We start from the raw sequence: 12,277 nt of genomic DNA on the forward strand, positions 1-12,277 counted from the left end.
GCTAAAACTCAAACTGATAGAGCAGATCTAGCGCCTGATCAATACCAGACACCGCTTCCAGATATAGCCTAGGCATTAAGCGATAGCGCAGGGTTAACGTCGCTAAAGAATCAAAAATACCTACGCCATACTTCACTTGTAGACCCGGTAGTACATAGCCGCTGACAACCACCTGAGAAGAATCTCCGACTCCTGCGGTATCCAGCGTCAGATTACTGACACCGAACGTCTCTCCGATTTTACCCACAATCTGACCACTTTGTGCAACCCCCAGGCCCACTAACATTGAGGTCATCACATCGCCGTCACCCCCGGAGTTACTTAAACTCTGTCCGCGCAGTAAATATGACAGAATTTCTTGCTGTGACATTCCCGGAACTGAAAACAGTTGCACCGAAGGTTCCGGAGCCAGTCCTAACACTCTGACACCCGCTATAACATTGTTTTCAGTCGATTGTGGGTTACGGATAGCTTCGATATTAACATAGGGTTGCTCCGGTGGGCCGGAGAATAATAATTCACCTTTACGGACTATCAAATCCTGACCATAAGCACGGAAACGGCCCTGAGGAATTGAAATCTGCCCATTGAGACCCAGCCCCTGTTTGTCCTGAGTGACAGCAAGATCACCGGTTAAGCGCGCCCTGAGTCCGAACGCATTCAGCCAGATATTATTCCCAATACGAATTTTTAAATTGCTGTTAATAGGTATCGAGGCTGTACGAGTCTCTATCGGCTGCAAATTCTCATTCAGCATCACCACATCACTGGAGACACCGACTGCGCTTTCCGGCAGGTCATGAACCGTAATTCGCGCCCAAGGGATATCGACATAGCCATTGAGGGTAAAAGCGCTTGGCGTTGCTATAAACTCAACATCCGGTGAAACATCAAGACGCGCCATTGGCGGAACAGTGATACGGAGTTTGTCACCCTTGGCAGCAATACGTGCGCGCCAGTTATCGATGACAGTCCAGTCAGCATCACCGTTAAGGACTATCTGCCCCTGACGGGTACGCAGCGTACCTTGTAGCACAGAGTTCATGCCATTGAATTCAACCGCCATCTGGCTAGGTTGCATTTCAACTGGCATAAAGTTACCCGCAATATCCAGATTATTCAGCTGTAACTGGCCGTAGACTTGCGGACGCTGGAGGTTACCGCCCAGACGCAGGTTAGTATTCAGCAGGCCCTGAACTTTCTCGCCACGGGTAAAGATTGCGTTAACCATATCCAGTGAGAGATTGCGGATGTTCACATTTCCGCCGAGGTTACGTTTCCCCTGAGGGTCACTTACCTTCACTTCACCATCAAGCTGGCCATTATTGACTAGCTTGATAAACCAGCCTGCCTGGGCAAGATTATCTTTAATCTCAGCATTCAGATTTAATTGCTCAAAAGCCAATGGCAGAGACTGTCCATTGACGTCCTGGGTTACTTTTACGCCCTGGCCATTCAGCGTCACTTTACCCTGAGGTAAGCCACCGGCTTCGCTGTCCCAGCTCACATTCGCCTTACCAGAGAAGATGCCTGCCGCCTGAGTTTCTGCCGGCAAGTAAGGTTTGATCATGTTCAAGTTAAAACGGTTGAGATTAACCGCCGCATGACCTTTAGCCCCGGCTTCTATCGGTTGTGGCACACAAAGTTCAGCGTCCGGGTTAATCCAGCAATGAGGGCCTATCTCCACTTGCTGTTTCTCATTACTGAACGCAAGCGACATAGCCCGGTTTAGACGCCATGGTCCGACAGGTGTATCAAAACGGGTATCGCTGAGTTGCCCGGTCCAGGTTTCCAGTTTTCTGTCGAAGTTACCTGACAATGTTAGCTGTCCGGATACCGGTTCACTCTGAATACGGAGCTGTAACCTATGGTTCTTCTCTTCCCCTTTAATACCCACCGTCACCAGGGCAACATTGAGGTCAGGAACCGTAATCCGCTCCATTCGCAGATCCATATCACCGCGAATAACATCGTGAGAAACGACATCACCCTTCACTAAAATACGCGCAACCGAGAAATCCTGAAAACGCAGGTTACTGGCATTAATATCAGCCAGTACTTGCGGGGCATCTACCTCACCACGAACTTTAACTGAGCCTTTAATCGCCCCGCCCAGTCCTGGCAGGATATTATCGAGACCAGGGGCATTGATGATAGCATCCAGATTGAGATCTTTCTGGCCAAATTCACCCTTGATATCTGCCTTGTTACGTCCCAGCTCTAAACGCAAATCCGGGATATTCCACTGCATATAGTTGTTGCCCCGAATCTGCCCTTGAACGTTAACTTTATTCTCTTTAACGTTACCTGCCAGTTTCAGTTCCGGAATATCTATCTGCCAGCTTCCGCCATAGAGGCTACCGGTAGTTTTAATTTTTCCGTCGAGTTTTGCCGGCCATTCAGGAAACTGCTTGGCGGTATTAATACCTGCCAGAGTCAGGTCAGCACGCCAGCTAATGGCTTTCGACCAGTCAACAATGCCCGTTAACTCGGTATTACCCTGCAAGGCAGCCAGACGCAGTTTATCAATAGTAAATTGTTCGGTATTACCCTGACCATCAAGGAACAGAGTCGCTTCAGGGAGATCTTTACCCTGGAGAGCGCTTTTCAAGGACAGTTTATAGTCGGTCATTTTGCCGCTAAAACGGAATTTAAAATCATCAGCCTGGTAGGCCTTATCTCCGCTTAGTGGCCAGTACAACTGCTTGCTGTCGACAGCAAGATTAAGCGGCAATCCTGCCTCGGCAAGCTCTGTCTGCGCTTTCAGGTTCACATTGACGGGCCCGGATAGCGCCAGGTCAATATCCAGTGTTTCACGCAGCGCACCGCTGACCTGGAGCGCGACCTGTTCACCGATAACAGGTTCGATATTTAGCGTGCTGTTCAGACTCAGATTAACCGGCCAGTTGTTCTGTAATCTGGCGGTTCCTGTGGCATCAACTTTACCCTGAGACGAGTCAACCCTGAGGGTATCAAGCTTGATATCACCATTGATACTGCTGGCCTTGAGCAACAGAGAGTGAACGGTAAGTTCAGTGTCGCCCCTCAGACGCAGATCTGTGGCAGTAAACTGCTGAATATCGAGATTAAGCGGCAGGTTAACATCAGCCATCTGCGGTAGAAAAGGTTCGGCAAATAGTTTATTCAGCGTTTCACTCAGTGGCTCTTCTTCACTAACCGCTGGCGGCTCAAGCTCTTCAGCCGTTTCCACCACCGGCGTTTTTGGCAGTGCTATTTGCAGGCCTTGCAGGGTGGTTGGCAGTAAGGTCAAATTAATGTCTTGCCACTGCAAGCCTGAAGAGAACTCGCTGAGTGCGACAGAGGTGCCGTCGATACTCAGACTGATATTTTTCAGCCCGACATGACTGAGTTTCAGGGGATAAGGGGTAGACAGGTTAAGCGCGGTATCGTCCTCCGGAACCGGTGCAGCCGGTGGCATTTTGCTGGTGTCGATAGCAATATCAGCATCTGCCAGGGATAAATCATTCACACACAGGCTACTGTCCCACAGGCATCCCAGGTCAACCTCCAGATGGACAGTCCCGGCTTTAACATCGACGCCTGGTTGCTGATAGCGTAAATCCTTAATCGTCAGATTACGCCACCCCCCGTCAACATGGCCGATATTCAGACCTGGTACCCAGCGGTTAGCCGCATTAAATAACAGATGCAGGCCCGATGTGGTTCCGACCAGGAAGCCCACCGAACCAACAAGAACTAACACCACAATCAATACTGCGAGGCTTATCTTTTTCCAGCGACTCATAGTTCAGGCCCCAAACCGATGTAAAACTGTAAACCCTTCTCATCTTTATCTGCGACGGGCACTGCAAAATCTAACTTAATTGGCCCGACCGGCGATTGCCAGCGGACACCAATCCCGGCACCGGTTTTGAAGTCGCTCTGGGTAAAGTCATCAACCGCTTCACCGCTATCAACAAACACCGCCCCCCACCATTTCCCGGTGACGTTGTACTGATATTCCAGTGAACCCGACACCATTCTTGAGGCGCCTATCAGCTTTCCGTTATCGTCACGTGGTGAGATAGATTTGTATTTATAACCACGGATACTGCGATCCCCGCCGGCAAAAAAGCGCAAATCCGGTGGAACACGAGAGAAATCATTGGTTTCTATCCAGCCAACGGTGCCGCGAACCACAAAGCGATTTTTTTCCGCAAGCGTACGGATCCAGACGTTTTGAGCCTGGAAGATACCGAAATCGACATCAGAGCCCCAGGTAGTGTTAGAAACATCTATCGAATAACGCTGTGAGTCACCCCATACCGGCATCAGGCCACCACGGGAACGTGTACGGCTGAGGTTTACGCCCGGGTAGAGCAGCATAGTGGTATTAGTGACATCTGCCTGGGTAAAGTGATCCAGACTCCAGCGCAGGTTAATATTGCGCTGCCAGCCGCTCGATAAATCCCAGTAACGTGAGAGAACTGTAGTGGTAGAATCTGAACGGGTATCGTTTAAATCAGTACGTTTAAAACCTGTTTGTACCAGGTAATACTGTTCGATAGGGTTTTTAAGCAGTGGAATTTTATAGCTAAAATCAAGCGTTTGTTCGGGCGCCGACAGCGTAGTCGTGGCCGTCAGGCTTTGGCCATATTCGTTAACCCAGGGTTTTCTCCACGAAGCTCGCAAACGAGGCCCGACGTCAGTGGCATACCCGCCCCCCAGTTCGACTGAGTTTTGTGTACGCGGCGTCACGACGCCATCAAGTGGTAATACTTTGGTTTCACGTGATTTATCAAATTCAGGTACCACAACGACCGAGTTAAACCAGCCTGTGGCCGACAAACGACGGTTCAATTCTGCCAGGTCACTTGACTGATAGACATCCCCCTCTTTAAAGGGGATCAGGCTTTGCAGGTAATCATCACGGATCTGCGAGCCCTGGAAGGTGACCTTTCCAAAGCGATAGCGCTCACCGCTGTTGAAGTCGATATCCCAGAATGCCTGATGTCTTGCCAGCGACACGCCAAGCTGACTTTTAATAAACTCGCTGTCGAAATAGCCTTCACTTAATGCCAGGCTTGAAAGCCCACTCTTAAAGCTGTCGTAATCACCCTGATTCAGTATCGTGCCTATTTTCGGCCGGGTTTTAAGCAGTGCGAGATATTTCTCGTCAGTTCGCGCACCGCCACTTAATACCACATCGGTTCCACCGATAAGCACAGGTTCACCCGGTGAGACATCAGCACGCAAAACCTGACGACCTTTACCCACCGGCGGCGGATAAAGCGTAAATTTGATGGTCGGTTCAAAATAGCCCAGGGCTTTCAAACCCTCGCGGATAGAATCATCAACGCGAGACTGGAAGCGCAAATCGGGGGTCACTTCATCACTTTGAATGGTAGATAGCTGAGCACGTACGTTTTTCTGTAATTCGCCGCTCAACCCTTCAACCTGTAATCGGATATTTGCTGCAGTAGCCCATGCACTTGCCATGCAAAGACTGGTAATACATAAGATACGGATAGCTGGCACGTTTCCTCCTGAATTCCTTATTTTCCTGAACGGAAACATTCACGCTACTTCGCGGAGTCCTCACGCGTCAGCAGAGACGTTGAAAATGGCTCACTCGCCTTAATATCTCTTTAAAATCTTATCATTCACATATATCGTCAGCCATTACGCCCTTTATGGCAACCCTGATAGACTCATTCCATTATAGTGGAGACACAGACAGATGCCTTTGTTTGACAAAACGCAAGCCGTATCACAGGCCAGCGCCTTACCAGGCCGGAATGATCCTATGCCTGTTGCCGGGATCCATGCTGTAAATGGTCATTCTATGACAAATGTACCAGATAACATGGAAACTGCCCTGTTTGCTATGGGATGTTTCTGGGGCGTAGAGCGTTTATACTGGGAAATACCCGGTGTTTATAGCACAGCAGCAGGCTATTCCGGCGGCTATACGCTCAATCCAAGCTATCACGAAGTCTGTACTGGCCAGACCGGTCACGCCGAAGTCGTCAAAGTGGTTTATGACCCGCAAGTTGTCAGCTTTGAACAGTTGCTTCAAGCTTTCTGGGAAAATCATGACCCAGCCCAGGGAATGCGTCAAGGTGGTGATATCGGTACCCAGTACCGCTCAGCTATCTATCCTTTGACCCCCGAGCAGGATGCGACTGCACGCGCCAGTTTAGAACGTTTCCAGGCCGCGATGAAAGAGTCAGGTGATGTCCGTCAGGTAACCACTGAAATCACCCCGGCCAGCACCTTCTACTATGCAGAAGACGACCATCAGCAATATCTCTACAAGAACCCGACTGGCTACTGTGGCTTGGGCGGTATCGGTATTTGCTTGCCGCTTGAACGTTAATTTCAGCATCGCTTTTTAAAGTAATAGCCCTACCGGGCTATTACTGCTTCAAGCTAGTTACCTAATTGAGTGCTTTGCCGTAAACGATACAGGCTTAACGCCTTGTCTTTGATGACATTCATCCTGGTTTCGGCAGCAATAATCCCCCAGATAGTGCCCTGCTCCTGGCGATAGAATTCATTAGTCGCTTCATTATAAGAATCTTTATACTTAATCCATTGGCGCTGTGAAGCGCGTAGCGCCTTGCGTACGCTTTCAGGATTATCCTTCAGTAATGCCTGATATTGCGTATTCAGCTCGCTGTCCCAGGCGGCCATCGCCTGGCCATAACACTCACTGGAATCGATTGTGGTCTGTGCCTTGTTCTGACATTGCTCAAGCGCGGCATCAATTTTATCTGCCGGGGACTCTGCAAACACCGGCAAAGTGTAGCTGGCTAAGAGCAAAAAAAAGACCGGTTTCAGCTGCATAGGATTTCCCGTATAAAAGAAGAGTTATAGAAAGAAGAGTAATCTCCTCAACAGATTCGGTCAAAATGGATAGAAAAACATCATATCTGAACGGTAGCGACGAATTTGTTCTTTAGGCTATACTCTGGATGGTTAAAATTATCACCTTGAGCCAGTAAAACGTAGTTAGACAAATATTAACTTATTAGTTATCCATTATCTTCCAGAGGATCTGACCCCAATAGTCAGATAAATTATGTTAAACAGTATTTTGATAATACTTATTCTGATCGCCATCAGTGCCTTTTTCTCAATCTCTGAGATTTCACTTGCCGCATCTCGCAAAATAAAACTTAAACTCCTGGCCGATGAAGGCAATATCAATGCCAGACACGTGCTCAAAATTCAGGAAACACCGGGTACCTTTTTTACCGTGGTACAGATTGGCCTGAATGCCGTGGCTATTCTTGGTGGTATTATCGGTGATGCTGCTTTTTCACCCGCTATCCAAATGTTACTGGAACGCTTTTTATCACCCGAACTGTCTGAACAGCTGAGCTTCATTTTATCTTTCACCTTAGTAACCAGCCTGTTTATTCTGTTTGCCGACCTGACACCAAAACGTATTGCAATGGTATCCCCGGAAGCGATTGCGCTTCGCATCATCAATCCTATGCGTTTTTGCTTATATGTATTTAAGCCATTAGTCTGGATTTTCAATGGCTTAGCTAATTCAATTTTTCGTCTTTTCAAACTGCCGATGGTACGAAAAGAAGATATCACTTCAGATGATATCTATGCCGTGGTTGAAGCGGGCGCGCTGGCGGGTGTACTGCGTAAACAGGAGCACGAGTTAATCGAAAACGTGTTTGAGCTGGAATCCCGTACCGTTCCCTCATCAATGACCGCGCGTGAAAATGTGATCTGGTTCGATTTGCATGCTGATGAGCAACATCTGAAAGAAACCATTGCTGAACATCCCCATTCAAAATTTTTAGTCTGTAACGGCGATATCGATCATGTCCTGGGCTATGTTGACTCCAAAGATTTACTGAATCGCGTACTGGCTAATCAAAGTATGGCGCTCAATAGTGGAGTACTTCTGCATAATGCTCTGATTGTGCCAGATACGCTAACGCTCTCAGAGGCGCTGGAAAGCTTTAAAAGCGCGGCTGAAGATTTCGCCATCATCATGAATGAGTACGCTTTAGTGGTCGGGATCATTACCTTAAACGATGTAATGACGACGCTAATGGGTGACCTGGTCGGTCAGGGAATGGAAGAGCAGATTGTCGCTCGCGATGAACATTCATGGTTGATTGAAGGCGGTACACCGATAGAAGATGTGATGCGTGTTCTGGATATCGATGAGTTTCCGCAGTCAGGTAACTATGAAACTATCGGCGGTTTCATGATGTTTATTCTGCGTAAGATACCGAAACGTACTGATTCAGTGCTACTGGCGGGTTATAAATTTGAAGTAGTTGATATTGATAACTACCGAATTGATCAGCTACTGGTTACACGAATTGATACTAAGACGGGTTCAGCGATGCCTAAGCTGCCGGATGCCTCTTCCCCGACTGAATAATCGTCTTACTCTGCAATCGAAAACGGCCCACTACGGGCCGTTTTTCATATCACTACACAGCCTCAGCCTGCATTAACGTAACCTGGCGGTTAACTTCAGACATCACTGACAAATGCAGCTTGTCTTTAATTCTTGGGATAAGGATCTTGCCCTTATCGAACTCAAATGCACCGACATCCTTGATATACAGCCGTCCTCTAAACAGGATCTTAACGTACTTAGCCACTTGTAGGGGGTTGTAGCGTTGGAAAATTTTCATTTTATCTTTCTCTCCTGCAATATTGTCGTCTCCGCAGACCACACTTGGTCCAACGAGATGAGACGAAAAAGTTGATGCACGAAAACTATAGTTCAGAAACAAGTCGGCATCGAGTGTGTATAAGTTTTTTTACTTAATGATGACAAAGTGTCAAAAATCTTCACGAAAAATCGCCGAGCCTCAATATAGAGACTAATCACTCATCGACCTGTGCTGTTGCCCACAAACTGGTAAGTCCAATTCGCTATCTGCGATAACTTTCTACATATTGTTAACATAGTCACACTCAGTACTCGGGAACCTTTTCACTCCGATAAGAGGTAACATATGTACCTACGTAACCCCATGTTAATACTGATATTACTGGCTCCGCTTATCGCTTCAGCCCATAATTTTGAAGAAAAACAACGCTTACTCCCTGTTGGCATTGCGGATAAGGGTGAGTTAATTCTGGATAATAATGAGCTGAGCTATAAAAACTGGAATACGGCCCAGTTACCCGGAAAGGTACGGGTTTTACAGCACATCGCTGGCCGCTCAAGCGCTAAAGAGCAAAATGCGCCGTTAATTGAAGCGATAAAAGCCGCTAACCTGCCCCATGACCAATACCAGACCACCACCATCATTAATGTGGATGATGCCATTATCGGTAGCGGTATTTTTGTGAAAAATAGTATTGAGGACAGTAAGAAGCAGTTCCCCTGGTCCCAGTTTATTGTTGATGACCAAGGCGTTGCCGCTAAAGCCTGGAAGCTAATACCAGCAGGTTCAGCCATTGTCGTTCTGGGTAAAGACGGGCGTATTCAGTTTGCTAAAGACGGAGCGTTGAGCCCGCAAGAGATACAGCAGGTGATGAGCCTGCTGCATGATTTACTTAATAAGCCGTAACGCGAAAACCAGGATTGAGGAAGGATTCGCGAGGAGTGTAGTCAAGCACGCGACCTTCCCAGTCATGAACATGACCACCAGCGGCAACAACAACGGCATGACCGGCGGCGGTATCCCAAATATTGGTCGGTCCGAAGCGCGGATAAAGCTGAGCCTGACCCTCAGCAACCAGACAAAACTTCAGTGAAGAACCGACAGCAGTTGTCTGGTGCTCACCCAGCAGCTGTAAATACTCTTTCAGTTCTGCATCGCTATCCGAATGCGAGCGGCTCACCACCACTAAAGGAGGACGAGCATCTTTGGTCTGAATCGCTTTGCGAAGTCCCTGTTCTTCTTTCCAGGCTTTACCTTCCGCCGCGCTATACATGACATTCAGTACCGGAGCATACACCACGCCAAGTACCGCTTTACCTTTATCAATAAGCGCAATATTCACGGTGAACTCACCATTACGCTTGAGAAACTCTTTCGTCCCGTCTAAGGGGTCAACCAGCCAGTAGCGCTGCCAGTTTTTTCGGGTTTCCCAGTCCTGGGGATCCTCTTCTGATAATACGGGGATATCAGGTGTCAGTTCCTGTAGTCCTTTGACAATAATGCCATGAGCAGCAATATCTGCCGCAGTCACAGGTGAGTCATCTGACTTTTTAACGGCGTCGAGTGGGGATTTCCCATCATAGACTTGCATAATAGCAATGCCTGCTTCTCGGGCCAACTGGCAAATTTTATCTAGCATTGTTCACCTCTGTAATGTCCGGGTATCGCGTATTTATCCGATTTTTTATTTATAACCCATCGCGCCAGGATACGCTATCGGTGAGCACAGAGATGCTGCTTTCAGAATCAGGAAGTATGAATAATGGTGCGGAATTTGATACTTACAGCAAGATATTCCCCAATAGAGAGGAAATATCTTGCCTGATAACTAGCATCGTTTTAGAGAGTAAAAATTACCACCAAACTTCTGCCTGAACGCCCAGAGAGAACTGATCGTTCTTCTGATCCTGGAAGTTGAATTTGGACAATTCGTTATCCAGTATATGCAAGTAGGTGCCGTAGAAACGGATCTCAGGACGTGAATTGAGGATACTGGTATCCACTTTCAGCGCATGATACAGCGTGGTTTTATAACCAGACTCTTTCAGATCCTCACCTGCCTGAGGTTTATTGGTTTGCGTGAACCAGCCCAGTTCAACACCGGTCTGATTGTAGCTATCCCAAATCCATGCTGGTCGTACTACGGTACGTATACTGTTAAAATCACTGTGCGCGCCGCTCTCATAACTGTAGACATCGCTGCCATGTGAATAGACCAGCGCATTAGCCATGATAATCTTCTCACCAAAGTACATTTCCCCCTGGGATATCAGGCGGAATGCCGTACCATTGGTATGGTCACCATAATAGTAGCCATTGTTGCTGACGTTAGAACTGGCGCCGTTGTAGTTAGAAAAACTGCTGGCGTAGGAGTTATTACCCGCTTGCAGAGCAAAATCATTAAAGCCTTTGTTGCTCAGCTGTTGACGCACGATAGCGGTACCCAGCCAGGCATCTTTCAGGTTATAGAAACTGTTATTATTTTCGTTCTCTTTTTGGGTATCGGTTTTATTAGCTGCCGAATATTTTCCCATCAGAGTCAGTGAGGCGGTATCCCACAGAGGAAGATCCTTATAGCGAGCCTCGATAACGTTGGTATTCGTTTGGGTCTTACTGGCCAAGTCACGTGAGTAAACATCCATATCTTCACGCGTCAGTGACAGGTCGAGCTTACCAGGACCCACGTCGAGATTTTCGATACCCACACCGGCGCCGATGGTGGACACCGCCGCTTTCCAGTCAAGCATCTGAATTTCATACTTCACTAAACCATGGCGACCAACCCAGAAGTCAGCTTCCGGTGCAAACGGCAGGAAGCCTTTGGTATTCAGATAAATATCAGAGAACTGGAGTAAATTTTCGTTACCGGGATTATCGCCAAACCAGCCCGATCCGTACTGCTGGGTCACGTTACCGTCTAACTGGACAATCGCTTCAGCCGATTTGCCGTTCTGGTTATAGACTCGCTGTTTTAACAGCAGATCGAACCAGCCACTGTGTTCGTTACCAAAACGACCGACTGAACCGATAGCATAGGACTGCGGTGCACCCCGGTTGCTGGTTGCCCAGCCGCTGCGCAAATAGCCCGAATAGGTGAAACCAATCTCGTCTTTAACATACTGGCTGAGATCTTTAATACTGACAGCCTGGTTACTGTTACCCGCGGCAGTAGTACTGGCAACATTAATCGTCGAGCTGGCAGTCACCGGAACTGCGCTCGCTGCAGTCGATGAATTTTGTGCCACTTCAGGTTGGGTTGCCACTGAAACCTGATGCTGTGCCTTATACTCGCTGAATTCTGTTTTAGTTTTCTGTAGCTCTTGTTCGAGTAATTCCAGACGTTGTTCAAGGGTTAATTTAGCAGCAATAGCATGATTTGAGAAAAGTGCGGCACTCATTAAAACTACTATCAGTTTCAGAGAATGTTTTTTCATTATGAGTTATCCCCGATAATATTATTATATTTAAGCGAACTGAGTCCTTGCCGGTTATATTAATAACGAGCAAATATTAGGTACTGATGATTTTCATCAGCACGATGTTATTAACTAATACATTTATTTGGTTCTGTTATTCGTTCCTTTATCCCATTCACGGATAGGTTTATTTCAAGCAAAAAAAAACCTGAACCGATTCCCGGGCATTAAACAATGCGA

Annotated in this window: 9 protein-coding genes; 3 read left to right on the forward strand and 6 right to left on the reverse strand. The window is 47.5% G+C overall.

The annotated features are described in order from the left end of the window. Nucleotide 1: 1 nt before the first annotated feature. Together tamB and tamA are read right to left on the reverse strand one after the other, a co-directional pair. Nucleotides 2–3,766 (reverse strand): autotransporter assembly complex protein TamB, encoded by a 3,765-nt coding sequence (tamB, locus tag M2387_RS09625; protein WP_259048937.1) that lies wholly within the window; start codon nucleotides 3,764–3,766, stop codon nucleotides 2–4. After that, nucleotides 3,763–5,499 carry an autotransporter assembly complex protein TamA gene (gene tamA, locus M2387_RS09630; RefSeq protein ID WP_409039694.1) on the reverse strand — a complete coding sequence of 579 codons (1,737 nt, stop codon included), beginning with the start codon at nucleotides 5,497–5,499 and terminating at the stop codon, nucleotides 3,763–3,765. The genes tamB and tamA overlap by 4 nt, the downstream gene beginning before the upstream one ends. A gap of 202 nt (nucleotides 5,500–5,701) precedes the next feature. On the opposite strand from tamA, the gene msrA reads away from it, so the two are divergent. Beyond that, nucleotides 5,702–6,340, forward strand: coding sequence for a peptide-methionine (S)-S-oxide reductase MsrA (msrA, locus tag M2387_RS09635; protein WP_259048938.1), 639 nt, complete (start codon nucleotides 5,702–5,704; stop codon nucleotides 6,338–6,340). A 53-nt stretch (nucleotides 6,341–6,393) separates the two neighbouring features. Here the strand turns inward: msrA and M2387_RS09640 are convergent, their stop codons facing one another. Continuing rightward, on the reverse strand, nucleotides 6,394–6,810 hold the full coding sequence (locus tag M2387_RS09640; RefSeq protein ID WP_259048939.1) for a lysozyme inhibitor LprI family protein: 417 nt from the start codon (nucleotides 6,808–6,810) through the stop codon (nucleotides 6,394–6,396). Nucleotides 6,811–7,045: 235 nt separating this feature from the next. On the opposite strand from M2387_RS09640, the gene paeA reads away from it, so the two are divergent. Continuing rightward, nucleotides 7,046–8,380, forward strand: a complete 1,335-nt coding sequence (paeA, locus tag M2387_RS09645; RefSeq protein ID WP_259048940.1) for a polyamine export protein PaeA — start codon at nucleotides 7,046–7,048, stop codon at nucleotides 8,378–8,380. A gap of 52 nt (nucleotides 8,381–8,432) precedes the next feature. Here the strand turns inward: paeA and M2387_RS09650 are convergent, their stop codons facing one another. Further along, nucleotides 8,433–8,639, reverse strand: coding sequence for a DUF1107 domain-containing protein (locus M2387_RS09650; RefSeq protein WP_259048941.1), 207 nt, complete (start codon nucleotides 8,637–8,639; stop codon nucleotides 8,433–8,435). A 327-nt stretch (nucleotides 8,640–8,966) separates the two neighbouring features. Here M2387_RS09650 and M2387_RS09655 point away from each other — a divergent pair, with 327 nt between their 5' ends. Continuing rightward, complete coding sequence (locus tag M2387_RS09655; RefSeq protein ID WP_259048942.1) at nucleotides 8,967–9,527, forward strand: YtfJ family protein; 561 nt, start codon at nucleotides 8,967–8,969, stop codon at nucleotides 9,525–9,527. On the opposite strand, the gene cysQ is transcribed toward M2387_RS09655, so the two are convergent. Together cysQ and M2387_RS09665 are read right to left on the reverse strand one after the other, a co-directional pair. Further along, on the reverse strand, nucleotides 9,514–10,260 hold the full coding sequence (gene cysQ / locus M2387_RS09660) for a 3'(2'),5'-bisphosphate nucleotidase CysQ (RefSeq protein WP_259048943.1): 747 nt from the start codon (nucleotides 10,258–10,260) through the stop codon (nucleotides 9,514–9,516). The genes M2387_RS09655 and cysQ overlap by 14 nt on opposite strands. A gap of 214 nt (nucleotides 10,261–10,474) precedes the next feature. Next, nucleotides 10,475–12,055, reverse strand: coding sequence for a carbohydrate porin (locus M2387_RS09665; RefSeq protein ID WP_259048944.1), 1,581 nt, complete (start codon nucleotides 12,053–12,055; stop codon nucleotides 10,475–10,477). Nucleotides 12,056–12,277: the final 222 nt, after the last annotated feature.

This window comes from Klebsiella sp. BIGb0407 (assembly GCF_024807845.1).
Classification (GTDB): Bacteria; Pseudomonadota; Gammaproteobacteria; order Enterobacterales; family Enterobacteriaceae; genus JGM124.